The organism is Streptomyces sp. JN8 (genome assembly GCF_055808075.1).
Window position 1 is genome coordinate 8069668 of record NZ_CM147852.1, and the last position, 23127, is coordinate 8092794.

Annotated in this window: 24 protein-coding genes; 12 read left to right on the forward strand and 12 right to left on the reverse strand. The window is 73.4% G+C overall.

Features of this window, described 5'->3' with window-relative positions; all coding sequences use genetic code 11:
• Nucleotides 1-23: 23 nt before the first annotated feature.
• From ACY0MR_RS35415 to ACY0MR_RS35425, 3 genes are all read right to left on the reverse strand, one after another.
• Nucleotides 24-638 carry an FMN reductase gene (locus ACY0MR_RS35415; protein WP_473557733.1) on the reverse strand — a complete coding sequence of 205 codons (615 nt, stop codon included), beginning with the start codon at nucleotides 636-638 and terminating at the stop codon, nucleotides 24-26.
• Entirely contained in the window at nucleotides 635-1720 is a 1086-nt protein-coding gene (locus tag ACY0MR_RS35420) for an LLM class flavin-dependent oxidoreductase (RefSeq protein ID WP_388803902.1), read from the reverse strand. The genes ACY0MR_RS35415 and ACY0MR_RS35420 overlap by 4 nt, the downstream gene beginning before the upstream one ends.
• A 102-nt stretch (nucleotides 1721-1822) precedes the next feature.
• The gene (locus ACY0MR_RS35425) at nucleotides 1823-2659 is read right to left on the reverse strand and encodes an alpha/beta fold hydrolase (RefSeq protein ID WP_473557735.1); all 837 of its coding nucleotides are present in this window, start codon (nucleotides 2657-2659) and stop codon (nucleotides 1823-1825) included.
• Between the two features lie 330 nt (nucleotides 2660-2989).
• Here ACY0MR_RS35425 and ACY0MR_RS35430 point away from each other — a divergent pair, with 330 nt between their 5' ends.
• Nucleotides 2990-3976, forward strand: a complete 987-nt coding sequence (locus tag ACY0MR_RS35430) for an AraC-like ligand-binding domain-containing protein (protein WP_473557737.1) — start codon at nucleotides 2990-2992, stop codon at nucleotides 3974-3976.
• Nucleotides 3977-3990: 14 nt separating this feature from the next.
• On the opposite strand, the gene ACY0MR_RS35435 is transcribed toward ACY0MR_RS35430, so the two are convergent.
• The 5 genes from ACY0MR_RS35435 to ACY0MR_RS35455 form a co-directional block, all read right to left on the reverse strand.
• A complete protein-coding gene (locus ACY0MR_RS35435; RefSeq protein ID WP_473557739.1) occupies nucleotides 3991-4755 on the reverse strand; it encodes a nucleoside deaminase in 765 nt (254 codons plus the stop codon).
• 644 nt (nucleotides 4756-5399) lie between these two features.
• Nucleotides 5400-5981 (reverse strand): Dps family protein, encoded by a 582-nt coding sequence (locus ACY0MR_RS35440; protein ID WP_473557741.1) that lies wholly within the window; start codon nucleotides 5979-5981, stop codon nucleotides 5400-5402.
• A gap of 102 nt (nucleotides 5982-6083) precedes the next feature.
• Nucleotides 6084-6590, reverse strand: coding sequence for a DoxX family protein (locus tag ACY0MR_RS35445; RefSeq protein ID WP_361846696.1), 507 nt, complete (start codon nucleotides 6588-6590; stop codon nucleotides 6084-6086).
• A gap of 5 nt (nucleotides 6591-6595) precedes the next feature.
• Complete coding sequence (locus ACY0MR_RS35450) at nucleotides 6596-7258, reverse strand: hydrolase (protein ID WP_473557744.1); 663 nt, start codon at nucleotides 7256-7258, stop codon at nucleotides 6596-6598.
• A 232-nt stretch (nucleotides 7259-7490) separates the two neighbouring features.
• A complete protein-coding gene (locus ACY0MR_RS35455) occupies nucleotides 7491-9743 on the reverse strand; it encodes an ATP-binding protein (protein WP_473557746.1) in 2253 nt (750 codons plus the stop codon).
• A 324-nt stretch (nucleotides 9744-10067) separates the two neighbouring features.
• On the opposite strand from ACY0MR_RS35455, the gene ACY0MR_RS35460 reads away from it, so the two are divergent.
• Nucleotides 10068-10736: a DUF998 domain-containing protein gene (locus ACY0MR_RS35460; RefSeq protein WP_473557749.1), complete on the forward strand. Its 669-nt coding sequence runs from the start codon at nucleotides 10068-10070 to the stop codon at nucleotides 10734-10736.
• Nucleotides 10737-10902: 166 nt separating this feature from the next.
• Here ACY0MR_RS35460 and ACY0MR_RS35465 read toward each other — a convergent pair whose 3' ends face one another.
• Nucleotides 10903-11889 carry a sigma-70 family RNA polymerase sigma factor gene (locus ACY0MR_RS35465; protein WP_473557751.1) on the reverse strand — a complete coding sequence of 329 codons (987 nt, stop codon included), beginning with the start codon at nucleotides 11887-11889 and terminating at the stop codon, nucleotides 10903-10905.
• Nucleotides 11890-12216: 327 nt separating this feature from the next.
• On the opposite strand from ACY0MR_RS35465, the gene ACY0MR_RS35470 reads away from it, so the two are divergent.
• Nucleotides 12217-13278 carry an NAD-dependent epimerase/dehydratase family protein gene (locus ACY0MR_RS35470; RefSeq protein ID WP_473557753.1) on the forward strand — a complete coding sequence of 354 codons (1062 nt, stop codon included), beginning with the start codon at nucleotides 12217-12219 and terminating at the stop codon, nucleotides 13276-13278.
• A 204-nt stretch (nucleotides 13279-13482) separates the two neighbouring features.
• On the opposite strand, the gene ACY0MR_RS35475 is transcribed toward ACY0MR_RS35470, so the two are convergent.
• Nucleotides 13483-14601, reverse strand: coding sequence for a sensor histidine kinase (locus ACY0MR_RS35475; RefSeq protein ID WP_392867131.1), 1119 nt, complete (start codon nucleotides 14599-14601; stop codon nucleotides 13483-13485).
• On the reverse strand, nucleotides 14598-15335 hold the full coding sequence (locus ACY0MR_RS35480; RefSeq protein ID WP_473557757.1) for a response regulator transcription factor: 738 nt from the start codon (nucleotides 15333-15335) through the stop codon (nucleotides 14598-14600). Before ACY0MR_RS35480 ends, ACY0MR_RS35475 begins: the two co-directional genes overlap by 4 nt.
• Before the next feature lie 125 nt (nucleotides 15336-15460).
• Between ACY0MR_RS35480 and ACY0MR_RS35485 the strand changes: the two genes are divergently transcribed.
• The 8 genes from ACY0MR_RS35485 (at nucleotide 15461) to ACY0MR_RS35520 (ending at nucleotide 22096) form a co-directional block, all read left to right on the forward strand.
• Entirely contained in the window at nucleotides 15461-16210 is a 750-nt protein-coding gene (locus ACY0MR_RS35485) for a glycosyltransferase family 2 protein (RefSeq protein WP_473557759.1), read from the forward strand.
• Between the two features lie 191 nt (nucleotides 16211-16401).
• Nucleotides 16402-17022 carry a TIGR04282 family arsenosugar biosynthesis glycosyltransferase gene (locus ACY0MR_RS35490; RefSeq protein WP_473561981.1) on the forward strand — a complete coding sequence of 207 codons (621 nt, stop codon included), beginning with the start codon at nucleotides 16402-16404 and terminating at the stop codon, nucleotides 17020-17022.
• The gene (locus ACY0MR_RS35495; RefSeq protein WP_473557760.1) at nucleotides 17019-17747 is read left to right on the forward strand and encodes a methyltransferase domain-containing protein; all 729 of its coding nucleotides are present in this window, start codon (nucleotides 17019-17021) and stop codon (nucleotides 17745-17747) included. Before ACY0MR_RS35490 ends, ACY0MR_RS35495 begins: the two co-directional genes overlap by 4 nt.
• A complete protein-coding gene (locus ACY0MR_RS35500; protein ID WP_473557762.1) occupies nucleotides 17744-19195 on the forward strand; it encodes a glycosyltransferase 87 family protein in 1452 nt (483 codons plus the stop codon). The genes ACY0MR_RS35495 and ACY0MR_RS35500 overlap by 4 nt, the downstream gene beginning before the upstream one ends.
• Nucleotides 19192-20553: a molybdopterin-dependent oxidoreductase gene (locus tag ACY0MR_RS35505; RefSeq protein ID WP_392867146.1), complete on the forward strand. Its 1362-nt coding sequence runs from the start codon at nucleotides 19192-19194 to the stop codon at nucleotides 20551-20553. Before ACY0MR_RS35500 ends, ACY0MR_RS35505 begins: the two co-directional genes overlap by 4 nt.
• The gene (locus tag ACY0MR_RS35510; protein ID WP_473557764.1) at nucleotides 20550-21065 is read left to right on the forward strand and encodes a hypothetical protein; all 516 of its coding nucleotides are present in this window, start codon (nucleotides 20550-20552) and stop codon (nucleotides 21063-21065) included. The genes ACY0MR_RS35505 and ACY0MR_RS35510 overlap by 4 nt, the downstream gene beginning before the upstream one ends.
• 218 nt (nucleotides 21066-21283) lie before the next feature.
• Nucleotides 21284-21745, forward strand: coding sequence for an ATP-binding protein (locus ACY0MR_RS35515; RefSeq protein WP_473557766.1), 462 nt, complete (start codon nucleotides 21284-21286; stop codon nucleotides 21743-21745).
• 57 nt (nucleotides 21746-21802) lie between these two features.
• Nucleotides 21803-22096: a CocE/NonD family hydrolase gene (locus ACY0MR_RS35520; protein WP_473561983.1), complete on the forward strand. Its 294-nt coding sequence runs from the start codon at nucleotides 21803-21805 to the stop codon at nucleotides 22094-22096.
• A gap of 51 nt (nucleotides 22097-22147) precedes the next feature.
• On the opposite strand, the gene ACY0MR_RS35525 is transcribed toward ACY0MR_RS35520, so the two are convergent.
• Nucleotides 22148-22510 (reverse strand): hypothetical protein, encoded by a 363-nt coding sequence (locus ACY0MR_RS35525; protein ID WP_403311505.1) that lies wholly within the window; start codon nucleotides 22508-22510, stop codon nucleotides 22148-22150.
• 160 nt (nucleotides 22511-22670) lie between these two features.
• Between ACY0MR_RS35525 and ACY0MR_RS35530 the strand changes: the two genes are divergently transcribed.
• Nucleotides 22671-23096, forward strand: a complete 426-nt coding sequence (locus ACY0MR_RS35530) for a VOC family protein (RefSeq protein ID WP_473557769.1) — start codon at nucleotides 22671-22673, stop codon at nucleotides 23094-23096.
• Nucleotides 23097-23127 lie beyond the last annotated feature (31 nt).

Consider the following 23127-nt stretch of genomic DNA (forward strand, 5'->3'; position numbering starts at 1 on the left):
GACGTGGGCTTGTGGTCGGGGCTTCAGACGAAGCGCAGGTCGGCGAGCTGCTGCTCGTAGGCGGTGATGTCGTCCGTGGGCTCGTCCCGGGGCGGCCGGGCCGTCATGAGTGCGGCGAGTTCGGTGCCCGCCCGGTGGACGCGGCCGGACAGACCGTCGTGGTGCGCGGTCCCGCCGGCGCCCCAGTCCTCGGAGGCCGCGAAGACGGTGGTGGGGACGACGACGGCGCGGAGGTAGGAGAAGAGGGGTCGCACGGCGTGTTCGAGGACCAGGGAGTGGCGGGCGGTGCCGCCCGTGGCTCCCGTCAGGACAGGCGTCCCGGTCAGGGCGTCCGGATCGATCACGTCGAAGAAGGACTTGAAGAGACCGCTGTACGAGGCCGCGAACACGGGAGTCACCACGATCAGGCCGTCGGCCGCCGTCGTCGCGTCGATCGCGGCTCCCAGCCGGGGCGCGGGAAAGCCGGTGAGGAGGTGGTGGGCGATGTCACCGGCCAGCTCGCGCAGCTCCACGATCTCCGTGGTCGCCTCGTGGTCCCTTCCGGTGAGCGCGTTTCGGGTTGCCTCCGCCAGCCGGTCCGCGAGCAGCCGGCTGGAGGAGGGCGTGCTCAGGCCCGCGGAGACGATGGTCAGCTTCACGCGGCGGTCACCTCCCGGACGGCGCGGAGGGACGCGTGCGTGGGCGCCTCCGGCACACCGGCCGGGCGCCCCTTGGCGAACTCCTTCCGCAGCACGGGCACGACCTCCTCGCCGAGGAGGTCGAGCTGTTCCAGGACGGTCTTCAGGGGCAGCCCGGCGTGGTCCATCAGGAAGAGCTGGCGCTGGTAGTCGCCGACGGTCTCCCGGAAGGCCAGGGTCCGTTCGACGACCTGCTGGGGAGAGCCCACCGTGAGCGGGGTCTGCTCGGTGAAGTCCTCCAGGGAGGGGCCGTGGCCGTAGACGGGAGCGTTGTCGAAGTACGGGCGGAACTCCCGTACGGCGTCCTGGGAGTTTCTGCGCATGAACGCCTGCCCGCCGAGGCCGACGACGGCGTCCTCCGGACGGCCGTGACCGTGGTGGGCGAACCGGCGGCGGTACAGCTGCACCATGCGCCGGGTGTGGTGGGCGGGCCAGAAGATGTTGTTGTGGAAGAAGCCGTCGCCGTGGAAGGCGGCCTGCTCCGCGATCTCGGGGGACCGGATGGATCCGTGCCAGACGAACGGCGGGACGCCGTCCAGTGGCCGCGGTGTCGAGGTGAAGGCCTGGAGCGGCGTACGGAAGGTGCCCTCCCAGTCCACGACGTCCTCGCGCCACAGCCGGCGCAGCAGGGTGTAGTTCTCCTGGGCGAGCTCGATGCCCCGCCGGACGTCCTGCCCGAACCACGGATAGACCGGGCCGGTGTTGCCGCGTCCCAGCATGAGGTCGACCCGGCCGTCGGCGAGGTGCTGGAGCGTCGCGTAGTCCTCGGCGATCTTCACCGGGTCGTTGGTGGTGATCAGCGTGGTGGCGGTGGAGAGGATCAGCCGCTCGGTGCGTGCGGCGATGTAGCCGAGCAGGGTGGTGGGCGACGACGGGACGAACGGCGGGTTGTGGTGCTCGCCGGTCGCGAAGACGTCGAGGCCGACCTCCTCGGCCTTGACCGCGATGGCGATCATCGCCTTGATGCGCTCGCGTTCGGTCGGGGTGCGCCCGGTGGTGGGATCGGGGGTCACGTCCCCGACGGTGAAGATGCCGAACTGCATGGGTGGTTCGCTCTCTGGACTCGTCCGGTTCCCCGCGGGGAACCGTGGGGCCGGGGCGGCGGCGGAACCCGCGCGTCGCCCCGGCGGATCAGCGGTGGGACGTCACTTCGCCAGGAAGGCGAGGAGGGCGCTGTTGACCTCCTCGGCGTGCGTCCACAGCAGACCGTGCGGGGCGCCCTCGATCTCGACGTAGTCGGCCGAGGGAAGCGCCTTGTGGAAGGGGCGCGCGGTGCCGTCGGCCGGCAGGATGCGGTCGGCGGTGCCGTGCAGGATCAGGGCCGGCACGTCGATCGCCGGGATGTCGGCGCGGAAGTCGGTGTACCAGGTCGCCGGCGCGGCGGACGCGGCGAAGGAGCCGCCGCGGGCAGCGGTGTCCCAGCTGTTGCGGAGGGCCTCCTCGCCGATGCGGGTGCCCAGGTTCTCGTCGAGGTTGTAGAAGTCGTTGAAGAAGGCCGTGTAGTAGGCGTAGCGGTCGGCCTTGACGGAGGCGACGACCCCGTCGAAGAACTCCTGGGGGGCGACGCCGTCCGGGTTGTCGTCGCTCTTGAGCAGGCAGGGCTCCAGGGAGGCCAGGAAGGCGACCTTCGCGACGCGCCCGGAGCCGTACGTGGAGACGTAACGGGCCACCTCGCCCGTGCCCATCGAGAAGCCGACGAGAACGGCGTCGTTCAGGTCGAGGGTCTCCAGCACGGTGTTCAGGTCGGCGGCGAAGGTGTCGTAGTCGTAACCGGTGCTCGGCTGGGAGGACTGCCCGAAGCCGCGGCGGTCGTACGTGATCACGCGGTGTCCGGCATCGAGCAGCGCCGCGGTCTGCCGCTCCCAGGAGTGGCCGTCGAGCGGGAATCCGTGGATGAGGACGACCGGCCGACCCGCGCCCTGGTCCTCGTAGTACAGCTCGATCGGGGCGGTGTTCTCCTGGCCCACGGTGATGTACGGCATGAAGGTCTCCTCGGTGCGTCGTGGCTGGTCCGCGCCTCTGTGCGGTGCGGATGACCGTCACGCTACGAGCGGGGAGAGGGTGCCTCTTGTCGCGTCACGCACTGGGTCTTGTCCGTGAGCGCAGTGTTCGGGCGCGCCCACTTCTGCCTGCGGTTCTGCCTGGAGAGGGGCTCGGGCCGCTGCTTGGCTGTGAGGAACGGGAGGGAACCGGCGGATCGCGGCCTTCCAGGCAGATGCGGCGCCCGGTTCCCCGACTCCGACGTCCCTGAACGACTTCCTGAACGAACTCCTGCACGACTCCCTTGACGACTTCTCTTGAACGGACATGACGTGAACGTGGTGGTGACGACCGCGACGGTGCCGGCCCCGGACAGGGCCGCGTACTGGAACGACGCGGTGAGCAGGACGCTGGTCCCGGTCGAGGTCTCGCCCCGGGGCGACGGACCGCTCGACGGCCGGATCGCGACCGACCGCCTCGGATGCCTCCAGGTCTCCACGGTGGAGGCCGACGCACAGCGGATCCGCCGCACACGGGCACTGATCGCCAGGTCGCCGCAGGCGCGGGTGGGGGTCGCCGTCCAGATCTCCGGCACCGCCGCCTTCATCCAGGACGGCCGACTCGCCGAGACGGGTGAGGGGGACATGGTGCTGTACGACACGACCCGGCCCTTCTCCTTCGACTACCCACAGCAGTTCGCCAGCCGCGTCTTCCACCTTCCGCGCCGCGCACTGGGTGTCCAGGACATCGCGATCCGCCAGGCCACGGGCCACACCATCGGAACCGGGGACGGCTTCGGCGCGATACTCCTCCCGTTCCTGACCAACCTCGCCTCCTCGGCCGCCGACCACCCGCCGGCCGTCGCACACCGGCTGGCCGGCATGGTGGTGGAACTCCTCGAGACCTTGATCGCCGAGCAGGCGGCCCGTTCCGACGGCGGGAACCCGGACACACCGGGCCACCTGGTGCAGCGCGTCCGCGACCACGTCGACCGGAACCTGGTCGACCCGGACCTGTGCCCGGAGCGCCTCGCCGCGGCGCACGGGATCTCCGTCCGCTACCTGCACCGGCTGTTCGAGGCCGAGGGGATCACGGTCAGCCGGCTGATCAGGCAACGCCGCCTGGAGGAATGCGGCCGCGAACTGGCGGGCCGCGGCAGAACGGCTCCGACGGTGTCCGCCGTGGCCCAGAGATGGGGCTTCGTCAGCCCGGCACACTTCAGCCGCGCCTTCCGCGCGGCCTACGGGGTGACGCCCAGCGAATGGCGCGCCGCGGGCAGGGCACGGCCGGAGGCCGACCTGGAGCCGGCTGCCGGGTAGATACGAGGGACCTCTCAGCCGTCCATCCGCAACCGGCGGGCGGTCGCGGCGTCACCGATCGCGGGCCACAGGCTCTCCAGCCAGGCTTCGGCACTCCGCGCCGCAGGGAGACCTGGCGGCAGGGCGTCATGCACGGCGACCGTCTCCGGCTCCATTGCTCGGCAGCGGGCCACGGTTGCCGGTTCCTCCGGCCCCCGTGCGGCTGCCGACACGCTCCGGAGGAACATGACGTTGGCTGCCACGAGCCAAGGCTGCTGCTCCATGCCCGCCACACCCGAGGAACCGTCGTTCCCACTGGCCAGGGCCCATGGGTCCGGCGCCAGGTAGCGCACCGTTCCCACGCCCGTGAAGGCCGCAGCTGCGGTGCACATGGAGCAGGGTTCCTGCGTGCTCCACAAGGTGAGGACGCTGAGATCCCACTCGGTGCGTGCCGCGCCCAGAGCGTTCATCTCGGCGTGCGCAAGCGGCGTACCGCGCAGCGGGCCGCCTCCGGGGCCGTCGTCATAGGCATGGTTACGCCCTTCGGCTCGCACCATGCCGGTGGGGTCGGTGAGTACTGATCCCACCGCCAGACCGCCGGCGACCAGTGCCTCGTACGCCAACGCCAAGCAGCGCTTCACCGCCGCTGGTGCCGCTGCCCACTCCGCATAGAAGTTCCCCACGGGAGTAAAGATCTCATGCCGCCGGAGGGCCCACGCCTCGCAGGGGGCCCATCGGCAGAAGTCGATCCACAGGCTGAGAAACGTGCTCTGGCACGGGTCGTCGGTCCAGGTCGCCACGAGAACACGGCACCCTGCGCGGGCCATGGTGGGTCCGTCGCCTGCGGGCGAAGCCGCAGCAGGCGCTGCCGCGCCCCTCCGGGAGCAGCACCGTGCCGCGGGTGTCTCCCGGTGAGACAGGGAGGGCAACGGCGTCGGCCGCGGTTGGTCGGGCGCCGATCCGGTCTACCCCCGGTGCTCCGCCGCAGGGCCGTCGTCCGTCGGGGTTCCGGAGACGAGTTCGGTAGGTCGAGGGAAGTGCAGGTGGAAGGGGCCGGCTGGTGTCTCCGGCTGCCAGCCCCGGCCCCTGGCTTCTCGGATGGCGAAGGCCACGTCTCCGGGAGTGACGCCCTCCGAAGGCGAACCGAGCCAGTTACCCGGATGCGCCTGGGAGAACCGGATGACCAGCACGGACCCTGACGGCTCGTCATGCTCGACGGCGACAGTCAGTGGAGACAGCCCGATCCCCTGGCTGTAGGTCGGCTTGCGCCGGACGGCCCACCTGTAGCGGACTGCGTCGACCGTGATGCGGCTGGTCCCCTTGCTCGGCAGCGTCACGGATCCTCCTACCTGTGCCGTCGTCCACCCCCGCGCAGACTAGTGCAGGCCGCCCCACTGCCCCACCGCCCCGCCGGCCCCGAGCACGACGGCCTCGTCCGCGTCCGTCAGCTGCGGACCAGCGGAGTGTCCACCAGGTGTTCGGCCAGGAACCAGACCTGGGCCTCGCCCGTGCGGATCACGTCGGAGACCAGTAGGTCGGCGCTGCCCTCGTCGCCCTCGCCGGAGAGCCTGGCGGCCGCGTCCCGGGCGTCGACCAGGATCCGTTCGTGTGCGTCGAGCAGCCGCGACAGCATGACGGGCACCGGTTCCACGCCGTCCGGCGGCCGGGGGATCGCCGTCAGTTCCGCGACGTGCCGCGGGTCCCCGACGGCCACGCCGCCGAGGCTCTGCACCCGCTCGGCGAGCGCGTCCACGATGGCCAGCTGGGCCTCCGCGTGCTTGTCCAGCATCAGGTGCAGAGAGTAGAAGGTCGCTCCGCGCATGAGCCAATGGTGCTTCTTGTAGAGGGAGAAGAGGATCTGGGTGTCGGCGAGAACACGGTTGAGCCGCTGGCAGGCGTACATACGTGTGTCATGGCCGAGGCCGATCGGCAGCTGCTTGAGCGTGCCGAACGCCTGGATCTCTGCGCCCTTCTGATGCAACAGCGGCTGACCGCCACCGGCCTGCGTCGTCGTGAGGGTGTCCATGGGTGCTCCATTTCGTACGGAGGGGAGAGGGGAGGGGACGGCCGCCCGGTCGGGGGTACGCGGGCGGCCGTCCCCGGTCCGAGGGGGGCCGCGCCGGGCCCGTCAGTGTTCGGCGGGCGCCGGGGCGGCGGGACGGTGCAGGACGAGCCGTGCGAGCAGGCCGGAGCCGACACCGGCCGCGAGGACGACGGCGGCCCACCACGCGGGGTACGGCGTGAGGCCGAGGGCCGCGTCGAGGGACCAGGCCCCGGGACCGAGGGCGGCGAGCGCGGCGGCGGTGCCGATGAGGACGAGCGGGTACTCGTACCCGTCGTGCTGCACCCACAGGCCGTTGTGCCACTTCACGGTGAGCGCCACCGTCATGACCCCGACGGTTCCCGCCGCGGCGAGCGGCGTGAGGAGACCGACGGCCAGCAGCAGGCCGGAGCCGATCTGGCCGCCGCCCGCCGCCAGGGCGGTGAGGACACCGCCGCGGAAGCCGTCCGCGCGGAACTCCTCGGCGCCGCCGTCGAGGCCGTCGCCTCCCAGGTGCGAGCTGACCTTCTGCACACCGTGGCCGGCGACGAGCAGTCCCACCAGCAGACGCAGGATCAGAATGCCGGTGTCCACGGAGGTCAGCCGGCCGCGTGCGCGCCGATGACGGCCTGCGCGTAGACGACACCCAGGCCGTACGCGCCCGCGTGGGCCTTGACGATCTCCATGACCGCCCCGTACGTCTCCTGGCGCGCCCAGTCGCGCTGCAGCTCGAGGAGGACCTGCACCCAGGTCACGGGGACGGCGCCGGCGGCGATCATGCGCTGCAGCGCGTGCTCGTGGGCGGCCGGGGTGACGCCGCCGGAGGCGTCGGCGACGACGTACACCTCGTATCCCTGGCCGAGGGCCGAGAGGGCGGGCAGCACCAGGCAGACCTCGGTCCACAGACCCGACAGGACGATCTTCCTGCGCCCGGTCGCCCTCACCGCCGCCACCAGCGCCTCGTCCTCCCAGGCGTTTATGGTGGTGCGGTCGATGATCTCGTTCTCGGGGAAGACCTCGGCGAGCTGGGGCAGCAGGGGACCGGAGAAGGACTCGGCGGCCACCGTGGTCAGGACGGCCGGTACGCCGAAGGCCCGTGCCGCCTTGGCGAGCCCGACGGTGCTGTTGATGATCGAGGCCCGGTCGCCGCTGCCGGTGCCGAAGAACATCTGCGGCTGGTGGTCCACGAAGAGCATGACCGCGTTGTCGGGCGTGAGCAGGTCCTCGCTCGGGGCGGCCTGCACCTGGGCGATGTCGAACATGAGGGGTCCTTTCGAAGTCGGCGGGAGCGTGCCCGTCGCGTGGCGCGACGCGGCACTCCCGCACGCTACGAGCGGCCGGAGCGGTCGCGTTGCCCTCCTGCGCACAGGGGCTGGCACGTCAGCGCACAACCGGTCGAGGACCCCGCGCCGCCGCGAACGACGTCGCGGCGGGGCGCACGTCAGGCCGCCGGGGCTGCTCCGTTTCGCCGCGGGAGACCAGGCACGGACCGAGTCACCCGTCCAACTCGGCGAGCCGCTCGCGGGCCTCCGTGACGCGGGTGGGATCGGCGGTGGTGCCGAGGGCGAGGCATCGGGAGAAGGCGTCGCGGGCCTCGTCACGGTGGCCGGCGCTCAGCAGGCAGTTCCCCAGGTGGACCAGAGCCCGGCTCTCCATGGCCGTGTTGCCGCTGCCGCGGCAGAGTTCCACGGCACGACGCAGGTGATCCGCCGCGTCGGACCAGTTCCCCAGGCTCGCGTGGGCCCCACCGATGGTCACCTGCAGGTTCGTCCGGGTGAACGCGGCGATGTGGGGTTCGATCCGCTCGCCGACGTGGTCCAGGAACGAAAGGGTGTCCAGGATCTCCTTGATCGACTCCTCGTGCAGTCCTCCGTCCACGAGGATCTGACCGTGTTCCACCCGGCACTGGAGAGCGCCGTGGAGGTCACCGGCGGTCTCGAAGAACGCGGCCGCCTCGCGGTTGTGACGTGCCGCCTCCGCGTAGTCGCCGAGCAGCCTGAAGGCCCAGGCGGCGTACTTGTGGGCCCAGCCCTGCTGAGGGAGGTCGCCTGCGCGCTTCGCGGCCGTGAGCGCCTGCGCGGAGCGGTCGAGACTGTCCTGGTGCCGGCCTTCGCAGACGAGCAGCGCCCAGGCGTGGTAGTTGAGGTGGGTGGACTGGAGGAGGGGATCGCCCAGGGCCTCGGCGCTGCGGGCCGCGGTGGCGAACACCTCGGGCCAGTGCCCCCAGAAGATCCACTGGTCGGAGAACCAGTGCAGCGCCTCGGCGACCTCGACGACACGGGCGTGGTCGCCCCCGGCGGCAGCCGCGCGCAGGGCGGCCAGCCAGTTGGGGCCCTCGGCCTGGAGCCAGTGGCGGGCCTTGTCCGCGGTGGACAGGTCGATCGTGCCCCGCCACGTGGCGGGCGGGGCACCGTGGTCGGGCTCGTACCAGCGGCCCGCCATCACCGTGTTCTCCAGCAGCCAGCGGTGCAGCGCCGACCGCGCGGCCTCCGCCACGCCCGTGGACTCCTCGGCCCGCAGACGGCCGCGGGCGTACAGCCGCAGCAGATCGTGGAAGCGGTAGCGGTCCCGGTCCGTGTTCAGGAGACCGGTCTCGACGAGCTCCTCCAGCGTGTCCTCGGCGTCGAACAGCGACTGCCCGGTCAGCTGCGCGGCTCCCGCAGCCCCCGCATCGGGCCCGTCGACGAGCGACAGCAGCCGGAACATGCGGGCCGCGGTGGGGGTGAGCTGGCGGTACGACAGATGGAAGGCGGTCGACACGTGGACGTCGCCGGCCGTCAGCGTGTCCAGGCGGTGCTCCTCCATGGACAACCGGTCGGCGAGGCGGCGCACGCTCCATCCGGTGCGCGTGGCCAGCCAGTTCCCGGCCACCCGCAGGGCCAGCGGAAGGTTTCCGCAGTGCCGGGCCACCTCGGCCAGGGCTCCCGGATCCGACTCGGCGCGCTCCCGTCCCACCAGACCGGTCAGCAGGGTGTCCGCCTCCGTCGGCGACAGCTCGCCGAGAGCGAGGCGGTGCACGCTCTCCAGGCCCGCGAGCATGCGCCGGCTCGTCACCACCACCATGCTCGCGCCCGAGCCCGGAAGCAGCGGACGGACCTGGGACTCGTCATGAACGTTGTCCAGGACCAGCAGACAGCGCCGCTCGGCCAACACCCGCCGACACAGCTCCGGATGCCCCTGCGCGCCGGCCATGGCCAGGTCGCGGTCGGCCACCCCGAGCGCCTTCAGGACGCGCAGCAGGAGCTCCGCCGCGTCCGGCGGATCCTCGTCCGTTCCCCGGAGGTCGAACAGCAACTGCCCGTCCGGGAAGCGCGGGGCCAGGTCCTGGGCGGCACGCAGCGCCAGGGTGGTCTTCCCCGTGCCGGGCTGCCCGGACACGGCCACGACCACCGGTATCCCCGGGGACTCCTGCTCGGCCAAGGCCGTCAGACGTGCCAGTTCCGACGCGCGCCCCACGAAGTCGTCGATGCCGCGGGGGAAGGCGCGCAGGCCTGTCGACTGCGGGCGGGGCATGCGCCCGGTCCGTGCGGTGGTGAGCAGCCGCTCCCGCTCGGTCGTGGTCAACCGCAGCCCGTCGGCGAGTGCTGCCACGGTCCTGCGCTGGGGAGTGGCGACCCGGCCCCTCTCCAGGTCGCCGATCCCGCGGACGCTCACTCCCGACGCCTCCGCAAGCGCCTCGAGCGTGAGCGAGGCCTCCAGGCGCAACCGCCGCAACAGTGCCGCGAACTCCGAGTCAGCGCCGGTCACCTGTTCGTTCCTCCCGCCACAAAAGATCACATGAAGTGACTATTCTGCCCGAGGTTCGACCCCTGCTCGTCCGGGCGGGGGTGCCGCCCGAGGGCGCCTGACCTGGCAGGACTCGGACTGCCGCAGTGGGTGGCGTCGCTCGGCCCGGTGACTGCCCATCCCGTATCCGTACGCCGCAGGGGTACGCACCGGCCGGCGGCGAGTACGCCCCGGGCCGGGCCGCTTGAGACCACATGTGATCGGGCCCACATGATCCGGGCCGATGACTCGGCGCCGCGTCCTCCGTCGTACGAGTGACGACACCGGCACCAGGAAAGGCTCGCCATGACCGACGTACTCGATGTGCACCGCCCCACCGACTCCCCTTCGCCCACGTCGCGTTCCGCGGCGGGGTGGGGTGTGCTCTGCGGTGCCGTGGCGGGCCCGCTGTTCCTGGCGGGCGGAATCGCCCAGGGCTTCGGACGGGAGGGGTTCGACTTCACCCGGAACGCGATCAGTCAGCTCGCCCTGGGTGAGCCGGGCTGGATCCAGACCGTGAACTTCGTGCTCACCGGCGCGCTGCTGCTCGCGGGTGCCACGGGACTGCGGCTGGTGCTGCGCGGCGCACCCGGCGGGACGTGGGGGCCGGGTCTGGTGGGTGTCTTCGGCGCCTCCTTCTGGCTCGCCGCGGCCTTCCCGGCCGACGCCGGGGCGAGTTTCCCCGCCGGCGCCCCGGAGACGACCGTGATGAGCGGACACGGGACCGCGCACATGCTCGGGGGGATGGTCGGATACCTGGCCCTGTGCGGCGCGTTCGTCGTCCTGGCGCGGCCGCTGGCCGCACGTGGCCTGCGGGGCTGGGCCGTCGCCTCCCGTGTCGTGCCGGTGGTCGTCCTCGCCGGGTTCACGGCCTCGGCGGTCTCCGTCCTGTCCTTCACCGTCGGCGCGGGCCTCGGCCTGCTGTGGCTGGGCGCGGTGACGGCCCGGCTGGGCTGGACCGAGGCCGACCACTGAACCGGCTTCGCGCGCCCGCAGCCGAGCACTGAACCGGCCCGGCTTCGCGCGCCCGCGGTCGACCGCTGAACCGGCTGGAGGGGGCGCCCCCCGCGGCCGCCCGCTGACCGGCCCGACTCGGCCGGCCTGTGGTCGACCGCTGACGGAGCACCACGGCGGGCAGGAATCAGGCCGGAACGCCCAGGTCGTCGTCGCCCTCGCCCAGGCGGTCCGGCAGGCCGAAGAGCGGGAAGATCCGCGGGGTGTCGCGGAAGGCCGTGATGTTCGAGATGCGGTCGCCGGAGAACTCGACGACCTGCAGAGCCCAGGGCTCGTAGCCCGCGCCGTCCGCGCGGGGACGGTACTGGCCGAAGGCGGGGGAGCCGTTCGCGGCGGTGGGGACGAGCCGCGAGCCGCGGCAGCCGACGGCCGGGCCGGTGAGCCACGCCTGGATGTCCGTCACCCCGTGCATCCACGTCGCGTACGGCGGCAGGGCCAAGGTGGCATCGACGTGGAGCAGCATGCTCAGCTCCTCCATGTCGTACCGGGAGAACGCTGCCGCGTACCGCTCGGCGAGGACGCGTCGAGCGCCGCCGGCTGCCGGGGTGTCCGCGCCGCCGAGCTGGTCGCGACGATCGGCGAGCGTGGCACGGGCCCGCTGGAGGGCGCTGTTGACCGCGGCGACGGTGGAGCCGTGGAGGTCGGCCACCTCACGGGCCGAGAAGCCCAGAACGTCCCTGAGGACAAGGGTGGCACGCTGCTTGGCCGGCAGGTGCTGAAGCGCGGCGACGAACGCCAGGCGCACCGACTCGGCGGCCGCCACCGCGATCTCGGGCTCACCGTGGGGCAGGGGGTCGACCCACAGCACGGTGTCCGCCGGTCCTCCCGGTGGCGTCGTGCCGTCCGCCGGCGCCGACAGGTCCATCGGCAGCGCTCGTCGCTTCCCCGAGGCGAGGGCGTCCAGGCACACGTTGGTGACGATGCGGTACACCCACGACCGCAGGGACGACCTGCCCTCGAACCGCTCGGCGTTCCGCCAGGCACGGACGAGCCCTTCCTGCACCGCGTCCTGGGCCTCCGCGTAGGACCCCAGCATCCGATAGCAGTACCGGGTCAGTTCGCCCCGGTACGTCTCCAGCTCCGCCACCGTCGCGAGAGTCGCGGCGTCCCCCATGATGTACCTCTTCGTTCTCGTACCCGCCGACGGCCGCGTGCGGACAGGTGTCCGCCCGGGCTGCCGCAACGATAGGCCCCGATCGTCCGAGGCCTCGGCCGCTCGACGAGATCCACGGGCACGGGGGTGTACGGGGCGGGGCACGGAGGGGAGATCGACGGTGCGTCGGCCGGACGCGAGCGGCGCGCGGACGGCCGGGTCGGACTCCCGCGATACCTCCCGCCGTCGGGCGGCGCGGGACGACGGAGGGCCGCGAGGAGTGACGGAACTCTTACGGCGCGGTGCGGGAGCCGCCGCCGACGGTCGGCGTTCCGTACCGTTCCCCGCATGCGCGTACTCGTGACAGGAGGAGCCGGGTTCATCGGCTCGCACGTGGTGGACGTCCTGACGGCCGGGGGACACGAGCCGGTCGTGCTGGACACGCTGTTGCCGGCCGCCCACCCCCAAGCTCCCGACCTGCCGGACGCCGAGTTCGTCCGCGGAGACGTCAGGGACGCGTCCGTCGTACGGCGTGTGCTGCGCGGCGTGGACGCCGTGTGCCACCAGGCGGCGATGGTCGGTCTGGGGAAGGACTTCGCGGACGCGCCGGAGTACGTCGCCTGCAACGACCTCGGCACGGCCGTACTGCTGGCGGCGATGGCCGAGGCAGGTGTTCACCGGTTGGTCCAGGCGGGCTCGATGGTCGTGTACGGCGAGGGACGGTACGCCTGCCCGGAGCACGGCGTCGTGCGGCCGGGCCCGCGGGCGGTGGCCGACCTGGAGGCCGGCCGCTTCGAGCCGTGCTGCCCCGACTGCGGCGCCGCTCTGCTTCCCGGGCTGGTGGGGGAGGACGCCCCGGTGGACCCGAGGAACGTGTACGCCACGACGAAACTCGCGCAGGAGCACCTGGCCGCGGCCTGGGCGCGCGCCGTCGGCGGTCGGGCCGTCTCCCTGCGCTACCACAACGTGTACGGACCGGGGATGCCCCGGGACACGCCGTACGCGGGTGTCGCCTCGTTCTTCCGGTCGGCGCTCGCCCGGGGAGAGGCCCCGCGGGTGTTCGAGGACGGCGCGCAGCGGCGGGACTTCGTCCACGTCCGCGACGTGGCGCGGGCGAACGTCGCCGTCCTCACGGGCCTCGACACCGTGGGGGAGGGGGGCCACACGGCCTACAACGTGGGGAGCGGCGCCCCGCACACCGTGGGGGAGATGGCCGCCGCGCTCGCCGCGGCTCACGGCGGCCCGGCGCCGCTGGTCACGGGCGAGTTCCGGCTGGGCGACGTCCGGCACATCACGGCGGACTCGTCGCGCCTGCGGCGTGATCTGGGCTGGTGTCCCGAGGTGGGGTTCGACCAGGGCATGTCGGAGTTCGCCCGCGCCGGACAGCGGGCCTCGGCCGGGGTCGGATAGGCCGTTTCCCAGCGATCACCTTGCGGCGCCGCGACGGGCCGGTCCGCGGCGGCGCGCTCGGCCACGGCCCGGTCCGTGACGGTGCCGCCAGTGACGGCGCGCGCCCCGCGACGGCACGACCTGCGCGACGGCGCGGCCCTCAAGGGCGCGCCCCAGGACGGCGCGCCCGCGACAGCGCCCCCAGGACGCGTGCCCCGTGCCGGGTCAGCCGGTCGCGTCGGCCAGCGGAAGGGTGACCTCGAAGCGGCAGCCGCCGGGCACGTTCCGCACCCGTGCCTGCCCCGCGTGGGCCTCGACGATGCCCCGGACGATGGCCAGCCCCAGTCCCGCTCCGGCCGGGGGAGTACGGGCGGGGTTGCCGCGCCAGCCGGTGTCGAACACCTTCCGCAGGTCCTCCTCGGGGATGCCGCCGCACCCGTCGGTGACGGACAGGACCGCGGTCGACGGGGTCCGGTCGACCCGTACGGCGACGGTGCCGTCGGAAGGGGTGTGCCGGATGGCGTTGCCCAGGAGGTTGGACAGGACGCGGGTCATCTCCTTGCCGTCCACGTCGACCGGTACGTGAACGAGGCCGTCGCCGCACAGCCGGACGCCGCTCTCGCGGGCGAGCGGATCGGCCCCGAGCAGGGCGTCCGCCGCGAGGTCCCGGAGGGAGACCCGGCTGGGCGTCAGTTCGAGGGCGCCCGCGTGGATGCGGGACAGCTCGAAGAGGTCGCCGACCATGGTGCCCAGGCGCTCGACCTCGGTGCGGATCTGCCGGTGGTAGCGGGCGGGTTCGTCCGCGACCCCGTCCTCCAGCGCCTCGGCCATGGCCCGCAGCCCCGCGAGCGGAGTCCTCAGGTCGTGGGAGATCCACGCGACGAGTTCGCGGCGGGAGGCGTCCAGGGCGCGTTCGCGCTCCCGGGACGCGGCGAGCCGGGCGCTGGTGGCGGCCAGCTCGCGGGTGACGGCGGCCAGTTCCGCGGTGGCCTGGCCGGGCGGCGGCGCGAACCTGCCGTCCGCTCCGAAGTCCCGGGCCGCACGGGCCAGGTCACGGCCGCGGGCCACGACCCAGCGCCCGAGGAGCACGGCGGTGGCCAGGGAGACGACCGCGGCCATCCCGGCCACGAGGGTGACCACGTTCAGGTCGTGCGGGGAGAGGAACATGGCCCGCGCGACGGCGAGGGTCCCGGAGAGCATGGCGCCGACGGTGACCACGGCGACGACGGCCAACGACACGGCTGCCGAGCGGTGCCGCAACAGGCGCAGCGCGACCGCGCCGAGCAGGCCCGCGCAGGCGGCGCCGCCGAACGCGTACACCGCGATCAGCAGGACGTCCTTCACCGCGGTACCCCGTCTCCGGCCGCCTCGAAGCGGTACCCGACGCCCCACACCGTCTGGATCAGCCGGGGAGCCGCCGGGTCGTCCTCGATCTTGGCGCGGAGGCGCCGGACGTGGACGGTGACCGTCGACAGGTCGCCGAAGTCCCACCCCCACACGTCCCGCATCAGTTCCTCGCGCCCGTGGGCCCGGCCGGGACGGGTGAGGAAGTACGCGAGGAGGTCGAACTCCCGCAGCGTGAGCGTGAGCTCCCGACCGTTCTTCGCGGCTCGTCGCGTCCGCGGATCGAGCTGGATCCCCGCCCCGGCCAGCCGCAGCGGTCCCGGCTCCGTCGCCGCGGTCCGGCTCCGGCGCAGAACGCACTCCACCCGCAGGACGAGCTCGCGAGGACTGAAGGGTTTGGTGACGTAGTCGTCCGCACCGAGCTCCAGACCGGAGATCCTGTCGTCCTCGTCGCCGCGGGCGGTCAGCATGATCACCGGGACGGGGCGGTCGGCACGCAGCCGCCGGCACACCTCCAGACCGTCGATGCCCGGCAGCATCAGGTCGAGGACGACCAGGTCCGGGTCGAGTCGCCGCGCGGCCTCCAGGGCGGTCGGACCGTCGGCGGCGTGGTGGACATCGTGACCGGCCCGGCGGAGGTAGCCGGTGACGACCTCGGCGACGGTGGGGTCGTCGTCGACGACGAGGACCCGCGCGGGCGGGCCGGACGGGGACGTGCTGGTGGCCGTACTCATGGGGGCAAGCCTGGCACCGACCGGCCTTCCCCGTCCCCGGCGGTCCGCCCCCGGATGGCGGACGTCCGCGTTTCGTAAGGAGTCGATGTCCGCTATGTCCCGGGAGAGTTCCTACGGTGGCATCCGTGACCGAACATTCCGTGGACGTCGTCCTGCCCTGTCTGAACGAGGCCGAGGCACTGCCCTGGGTACTCGCCCGCATTCCCTCCGGCTGGCGGCCCCTGGTGGTGGACAACGGGTCCACCGACGGATCCGCCGACATCGCCCGCTCCCTGGGCGCCACCGTCGTACCGGAGGCCCGCCGGGGCTTCGGCGCCGCCTGCCACGCCGGACTCATGGCCGCCGACGCCGAGTACGTCTGCTTCTGCGACTGCGACGCCTCCCTCGACCCGGGCCTGCTGAGCGGGTTCGTCCGGGCGGTCGCCGCGGGAGAAGCCGACCTCGTGCTCGGCCGCCGTCGCCCCCGGGGACGCGGCGCGTGGCCCGCGCACGCGCGCGCGGGCAACCTCGCCCTGTCCCGGATGCTGCGCCGGCGCACCGGCCTCCGGCTCCACGACCTCGGCCCCCTCCGCGTGATGCGCCGGGAGGAGCTCCTGGGCCTGGGGTTGACCGACCGCCGCTCGGGCTACCCGCTGCAGATGGTCGTCCGGGCGGCGGACACGGGTCTGCGGGTCCGCGAGGAGGACGTGCCCTACCTGCCGCGCACCGGCAGATCCAAGGTCACCGGCACATGGCGGGGCACCTGGCAGGCCGTGCGCGACATGCGCACCGTCCTCGCCGAGCCGCCGTACGCCCCTGCCGTCGTCGGCCACACCGAGCCGCCGTACGCCCCTGCCATCCCCGGTCACACCGAGCCGACCGGAGGAGCACGATGACCGCGCTGACCACGGCGGCGACGTCGACCCTGACGACCGCGACGATCGCGACGACTGTGGCCCCCGCGTCGACCACGACGACCGCGACCACCGCGACCACCGCGACGACCACGACGACTGCGACGACCGCGACGACCACGACGACTGCGGCCACCGCGTCGACCACGACGACTGCGTCCCCCGCGACGACGTTGCTCGTGATCGCCAAGGAGCCCGTGCCCGGCCGCGTCAAGACCCGGCTCACCCCACCGTTCACCCCCGAACAGGCGGCGGCTCTGGCCGAAGCCGCGCTCCTCGACACGCTGGCCGTCGCGGCCGCCACCCCGGCCGACCGGCATCTGCTGGTCCTCGACGGCACCCCGGGGCCATGGGTCCCACCCGGCTTCGAGGTCGTGCCGCAGAGCGGCGGAGGGCTCGACGAGCGACTCGCGGCCGCCTTCGCCACCTGCCCTGGGCCCGCGCTCCTCATCGGCATGGACACGCCGCAGATCACTCCGGACGTCCTGTCCCGCGCGCTCGTCTTCGACGCCCACGACGCCTGGTTCGGCCCGGCCGTCGACGGCGGGTTCTGGGCACTGGGCCTGGCCGCGCCGGACCCGACGCTGCTCCTCGGCGTCCCCATGTCCGTACCCGAGACCGGTGCGGTGCAGTACGCGCGGCTCCGCGCGGCGGGCCTCCGCACCGGGACGCTGCCCCTGCTGCGGGACGTCGACACCGCCGCCGACGCCGACGAGGTGGCCGCGCTCGCACCGGCCGGCCGGTTCGCCGCCCGGCACCGCGAGTTCGACGTGCGGTCGGCGGTGACCCGATGACCGCCCCCGCGGCCCCCAGGCCGCGGACGAGTCCCGGCCCGGCCTGGCGGGCCGACCCGTACGCGGTGGCCCTGCGCGCCGGACGCGGCCCGCTGTTCCTGCGTCGCACGGACGGATGGCTGCTGCCGCTGGACGTGGAGCGCTGGTGCGCGGGGACCGATGCCGGCGACGAGAGCGTGCTCGCCCGCTGCCGCGGCGCCGTCCTCGACATCGGCTGCGGACCCGGCCGGCTCGTCGCGGCGCTGGCCGAACGCGGCCGTCCCGCACTCGGCATCGACGTGACGCCGGCCGCCGTGGCGCGGACGGTGCGCCGCGGCGGCACCGCCCTCTGCCGCTCCGTGTTCGACCCCCTGCCCGGCGAGCGACGCTGGAACACCGCGCTCCTGATCGACGGGAACATCGGCATCGGCGGCGACCCCCGGGCCCTCCTGGAACGCACCGCCGAGCTCCTCGCCCGCGGTGGGCGCCTGGTCGCCGAGGCCGCCCCCGGCGAGGTGGACGAACGGTGCGAGGTACGTCTCGACGACGGCCGTGGCGGCCTCGGCACGCCCTTCCCGTGGGCCCGGCTCGGCCTCCCGGCTCTGCTGCGGCACGCCGAGGCGGCCGGGTTGCGCACCGTGGACAGCTGGACGGCCGCCGGTCGGCAGTTCGCCGAACTCGGCCTCGGGACGCAGCGGGAGTCCCCGGCGCAGGCCGCCGCCGCTCCGTCGGGAGCCTCCTCGTGACCAAGCCTCCCACCGCCGGCCGGTGGGCCACCGTCACCACCGTCGTCCTCGTGGCCGCACTGGTCGCCACGCTCGTCCTCACGCTCCGCCGGGACGACTTCGCCGCCGATCCGGCCGCCCTGTCCTGGCGGTACGCCGCCTGCTGGATCCTCTTCGCGGCGGCCGCGTGGTCCCTGCGCCGGGCACCGGCCCGGCACGCCGCGGCCCTGGTCCTCGCCGGAGGCGTCGCCGTCGCCCTGACCGGGCTGGTCGGCCCGCCCCGCACCAGTACCGACGCGTACCGCTACGCCTGGGACGGCCGCGTGCAGGCGGCGGGCATCTCCCCCTACGACCACGCCCCGGCCGACGCCGCCCTCCTTCCGTACCGCGACACCTGGCTGTTCCCCGCCGGGGAGGCGTGCGCTGCACCCGACCTCGCGCCGGTCACGCAGGGCGTCTGCACCCGTATCAACCGCCCGCAGGTGCACACCGTCTATCCACCGGCCGGCGAGCTGTACTTCCTTCTCGTCCACGCCCTCTCACCCGACGACGTACGCCACAAGGCCCTGCAGGCGAGCGGCGCGGCACTGGCCGTCGCCACGACCCTGGCACTGCTCCGTGTCCTCCGCCGACGCGGCGACCCCCGCACCGCCGCCTACTGGGCGTGGTGCCCCGCCGTCGCCGTCGAAGCCGTCAACAACGCCCACGCCGACGTGCTCGCCGTCCTGCTGTCCGTCCTCGCCCTCGGCCTGGCGGTCCGCCACCGGGCCCGGGGCGGCGCACTGCTCGGCCTCGCCGTCGGAGCCAAGCTCCTGCCCGCCGTCCTGATCCCCGGAGCCCTGTCCGGAGTACGCCGAGCCCGCGACGCCGCCGCCGTCCTCCTCCCGACCGCCGCGGTCCTCACCGCCCTGTACGTGCCGTACGTGCTGCTCTCCGACTCCTCCGTCCTCGGCTACCTCGCCGGGTACGCCGACGAGGAGGGCTACCAGGACGCCGCCGCCGGCAACCGCTACGCCCTCCTCCGCCTGGTGCTCCCCGACTCCTGGGCGCTGCCCGCCGTCGCGGTCGGCATGCTCGCCGTCAGCGCCCACGTGATCCTCAGGGGAGACCCGGAGCGCCCCTGGAGCGGCGCCCTCCAGGTCACCGGCACCGCGTTCCTCCTGACCACCCCCGGCTACTCCTGGTACGCCCTGCTCCTGATCGCCCTCGTGGCCCTCGACGGCCGCTGGGAATGGCTGGGCGTCGCGGTCGCCGGCGCGGCCGCGTACCTGACGGGGCGAGTCGTCCCGGCCGCCGGCACCGTCCTGTACACCGCCGCCGCCGTGGCCGTCCTGTGCGGGTGGGCCGCCCGCCGTCGAACCCGCGGAGCGGGCCCGGCCCCCGACCGTACGGCAGGACCGGACGCGCAAGCCTCCGCTCGCGAGCCCTTGCCGGACCACGCACGCGCGATCCACGGAGGCACCTCATGAACGCGCACGACGACGGACCGACCCCGCGGGCCGCCCGCGGGGGAGCGGAACCCGAGGCCGGCCCCGCACCGACCCGGCGGCTGCGAACGGCCCTCGCCTCCGGCTGGGCCGCCGGGCCGCCGAGGGGCCCGTCCCGACCGGAGTTCTGGCGCAGCCCGCTGCGCGGCCCGTGGCTGACCGCGGTGTTCGGGATCGTGCTCCTCTTCGGCGTCACGATCCTCTTCGTCACGGGCCTGCTGTCGTACGCCGCCTACGAACCGGACCTCGCCGCGGTCAACGACCAGACCCCGGGCAGGGGATGGCTCGGGTTCTCCCTCTTCACCTGGCCCACCTCGCCGTACTGGCTCTACCGGGTCACCCAGGGCGTCCACGTCACGCTCGGAGTCGTCCTCGTCCCCGTACTGCTGGCCAAGCTCTGGTCGGTGATCCCGAAACTCTTCGCCTGGCCGCCGGTGCGGTCCGTCGCCGACACCCTCGAACGCCTCTCCCTGCTCCTGCTGGTCGGCGGCGCCGGATTCGAGTTCGCCACCGGCATCCTCAACGTGCAGCTCCACTACATCTTTCCGGGCTCCTTCTACACGCTGCACTTCTACGGCGCCTGGGTGTTCATCGCCGCCTTCGTCGTCCACGTCGCCCTCCGGCTGAAGCGGGCCGTGCGGGCCCTGCGCGCCGGGCCCAGACAGCCCGCCCCGGACAGCGAGGAGGCGGCCGGGCTCGTCTCGCCGAACCCGGCCGCCCCCACCATCTCCCGCCGAGGCGCCCTGGGAATGGTGGGGCTGGGCTCGCTCGCGCTGTTCGCCGTGACCGCCGGCCAGAGCATCGGCGGCTGGTGGCGCCGCACGGCCCTCCTCGCCCCCCACGGCCAGGAGCCGGGAACCGGTCCGAACGGCTTCCAGATCAACAAGACCGCCGCGTCCGTCGGCATCCGGCCCAGCGACATCGGGCCGGGCTGGCGCCTGACCGTGCGCGGACCGGGCCGCCAGATCGACCTCACCTACGCCCAGCTGCTCGACCTGCCGCAGAACGCGGCCCTGCTCCCCATCGCCTGCGTGGAGGGCTGGTCGACCGCCGATCAGCACTGGAGAGGAGTCCGCCTCACCGACCTGGCCGCGCTCGTGGGCCTGGAGACGGACATCCCACCGGTTCTCGTGCAGTCCGTCCAGCGGGGCGGATCGTTCAGCTCCGTCGTCCTGAGCCGGGGGCAGGTCCGCGACGAGCGCTCCCTGCTGGCCGTACGGGTCAACGGAGCGGTCCTCTCCACCGACCACGGGTACCCGGCCCGCGTGATCGTCCCCGGAGCACCCGGCGTCCACAACACGAAATGGGTCACCCGCCTCACCTTCGGGGAGCCGTCATGAAAGCGCCGACCACCGGCTCCGTGTCCCCCTCGCTCCGCCGCCGCTACGGCGCCTCGCCGCTCCACCTGCTCCTGGTCCTCGTCTCCTTCGCCCTGACCTGCTACGCGGGGTTGCGCCTCCTCGACGGGGACGCCCTCGGGGTGACCCTGTGGTTCGTCGGGGCCGCGCTCCTGCACGACCTGGTCCTCCTGCCGCTGTACACGCTCACCGACCTGGCCGCCCAGAGGCTCCTCGGCGGCGGACCGGCAGCGGGAAGCCGCCCGCCGCTGGTGGGGATCAACCACGTCCGGGTCCCCGCATTCGTCTCCGGCATGCTGCTGCTCGTGTACTGGCCCCTGGTCCTCGGCCGGGTCGGCCACTACACGAGCAGCACGGCGCTCCCCGCCGACGTCTTCCTCCGGCGCTGGCTGCTGATCACCGCCTCCCTGTTCGCCGCCTCCGCGGCCGTACTCGGTGTACGGGTGTGGCGGAGGAGCAGAGGTGGTCGGCGGGTACGGGGAGGCGGCGACTGACGCGGGGGACGCGGTGACGGCGAGGAGAAGGGGGAGGCCGTGTCCAGCGCCGGTGCGCGGCTTCGGCGGTCTCGCGTGCGCGGCGGACGACCGACGCCCCGGCTTCGCTCCGTGCTCGGACCAGCACGGAAAGCTCGTGGACAGGATCGCGGTGTACCGGGTCGAGACCGGGGTAGACGGCTGCCCGGACGACAACAGATCAGAACGAGGGGGACCGCATGGAGCTGGTGGCCGGGGCTGCGGAGCGGCAGCTGGGGGACGAGGTCATGTCGGTGTCCGGTCTCTTCGAGGGCAACGAGGACATCGCCGGCGCGCGGCAGCTGGCAGGTGCGTTCCTGGACGAGGCGCAGACGGTGCACGGCGTGTGCGTGTCCGAGCGGGCCCGAGGCGCGGTGGAGCTGGTGGTGAGCGAGCTGGTCACCAACGCCCGCAAGTACGCACCGGGCCCCTGTCTGCTGACCCTGGAGATCGCCGGGGGCACGGTCGAGGTGACGGTCTGGGACAGCAGCCCCGCCCTCCCGGTCCTCCTCGGCCCCGATCCGACCCGCATCGGCCGGCACGGTCTGGAGATCGTGACGGCGCTCGGGCAGAGCTTCTCCATCCACCGCGAACCGGTCGGCAAGCGCATCACCACGGTCCTGGCACTGGCCGACGAGACGGGTGCCGGCGGCTGGCTCTGACCACCTGCCCGGCCCGGCTCCGCTGGACCGAGGCCTGGTCTTCTCCTCGCTCACCACCTGGGAGGGGCCGGAGACCAGCCGTGGAGCGGCGGGGCCGTCGGAATGCCGGGGGTGTCGTACCTGGCGCTCACGCAGTGGCGGGCCGCGCCCACCCGGCCGCCGTCGTTGAGGGCGATCGTGCCGTGGGAAGGGTTCACCGACGCCTACCGGGTCCTCGTACGCCCCGGTGGCGTGCGGGAGAACGGATTCCTCAGGCTCTGGGAGCTGGGGTTGAGGAAGGTCCGGCAGACGTACTCGCCTCCTGGTGCCCGTCATCCCCACGCGGGCATGAGGCAGGGCGCCCGCTGGTGAGCCCGTCCCGAGGGGAACGGCGCGGCGGGGTCGGCCACCCGCCGGCGAATCTCAGACGGGAGTGTGGGGATCCACGCGTCCGAGCGTCTCGGCGAGGGACGTCCCCGTCCGCGTCGCCGCGATGCGCCGGGCTCGTACCTGGGCCCGCGTGCGCGGACGGAACTCGGGCTCCCTGGCGCAACCGCAGGAACCACGGCCCTCGTAGCGCAGCCCGGCGTCGAGCACGGCCGCCACGACCGTCCACGCCTTGACGTCCCGACGCCGAGGCGCGGCGAAGTCATGACCGGCGCAGCGCATCGGCTCCGAGCAGCGCGGGCACCGATGCCCGACGGCTTCCGGGTGCCGCTTGAACGCGACACGGCACGCGGTGCACACGAAGTGCAGCTTGTAGGGCTTCTCGGCGTAGAGGCACACGCCGCCAAACTACCTGCCGTGGCGCTCGCCGGCGGGCCTGCGGTGACGGAGGACGCGGTCCTGGCGCTCCTGGCCGTCCTCGGGGGCGGTGTCCGATGTGCCCGCACACGGACCGCCGTGTCGGTGCGGCCGGCAGTGGGGGAGACGGCACAGTGGGGGAATGAACATGAGTGACGACGGCCCCCTCGCCGGGGCCCGGGTGGCGACCCGGCTCCCGGCCCAGGACCTCGAACGCGCACGGCGGTTCTACGCCGACCGCCTCGGTCTGGTGCCCGTCGACGAACGGCCCGGCGGCCTGCTGTACCGGTGCGGGGACACGGAGTTCGTCCTGTTCGCGTCCGCGGGGACCTCTCCCGGTACGTTCACGCAGATGGCGGTCGAGGTGCGCGACCTCGACGCGGTCGTCGCGGAACTGAGGCGGCGCGGTGTGGACTTCGAGGACGTGGACCTGCCCGGGTTCCGGACCCGGGACGGGATCGCCGAGATCGACGGGAACTACCCGAGCAAGGGCGCCCGGGGCGAACGCGGTGCCTGGTTCCGCGACAGCGAGGGGAACCTGCTGGGCATCGGGGAACCGGTCCGGTGAGGTGACCTGTCGGTGCCACCCCGGGTACGGC

Bases quoted from the DNA above. Each gene is read 5' to 3' on its own strand.
- ACY0MR_RS35420 (WP_388803902.1), bottom strand. From the start codon at position 1,720: ATGCAGTTCGGCATCTTCACCGTCGGGGACGTGACCCCCGATCCCACC.
- ACY0MR_RS35515 (WP_473557766.1), top strand. From the start codon at position 21,284: ATGGAGCTGGTGGCCGGGGCTGCGGAGCGGCAGCTGGGGGACGAGGTC.
- ACY0MR_RS35495 (WP_473557760.1), top strand. From the start codon at position 17,019: ATGACCGCCCCCGCGGCCCCCAGGCCGCGGACGAGTCCCGGCCCGGCC.
- ACY0MR_RS35470 (WP_473557753.1), top strand. From the start codon at position 12,217: ATGCGCGTACTCGTGACAGGAGGAGCCGGGTTCATCGGCTCGCACGTG.
- ACY0MR_RS35480 (WP_473557757.1), bottom strand. From the start codon at position 15,335: ATGAGTACGGCCACCAGCACGTCCCCGTCCGGCCCGCCCGCGCGGGTC.
- ACY0MR_RS35460 (WP_473557749.1), top strand. From the start codon at position 10,068: ATGACCGACGTACTCGATGTGCACCGCCCCACCGACTCCCCTTCGCCC.
- ACY0MR_RS35440 (WP_473557741.1), bottom strand. From the start codon at position 5,981: ATGGACACCCTCACGACGACGCAGGCCGGTGGCGGTCAGCCGCTGTTG.
- ACY0MR_RS35425 (WP_473557735.1), bottom strand. From the start codon at position 2,659: ATGCCGTACATCACCGTGGGCCAGGAGAACACCGCCCCGATCGAGCTG.
- ACY0MR_RS35510 (WP_473557764.1), top strand. From the start codon at position 20,550: ATGAAAGCGCCGACCACCGGCTCCGTGTCCCCCTCGCTCCGCCGCCGC.
- ACY0MR_RS35465 (WP_473557751.1), bottom strand. From the start codon at position 11,889: ATGGGGGACGCCGCGACTCTCGCGACGGTGGCGGAGCTGGAGACGTAC.
- ACY0MR_RS35530 (WP_473557769.1), top strand. From the start codon at position 22,671: ATGAACATGAGTGACGACGGCCCCCTCGCCGGGGCCCGGGTGGCGACC.
- ACY0MR_RS35505 (WP_392867146.1), top strand. From the start codon at position 19,192: ATGAACGCGCACGACGACGGACCGACCCCGCGGGCCGCCCGCGGGGGA.
- ACY0MR_RS35450 (WP_473557744.1), bottom strand. From the start codon at position 7,258: ATGTTCGACATCGCCCAGGTGCAGGCCGCCCCGAGCGAGGACCTGCTC.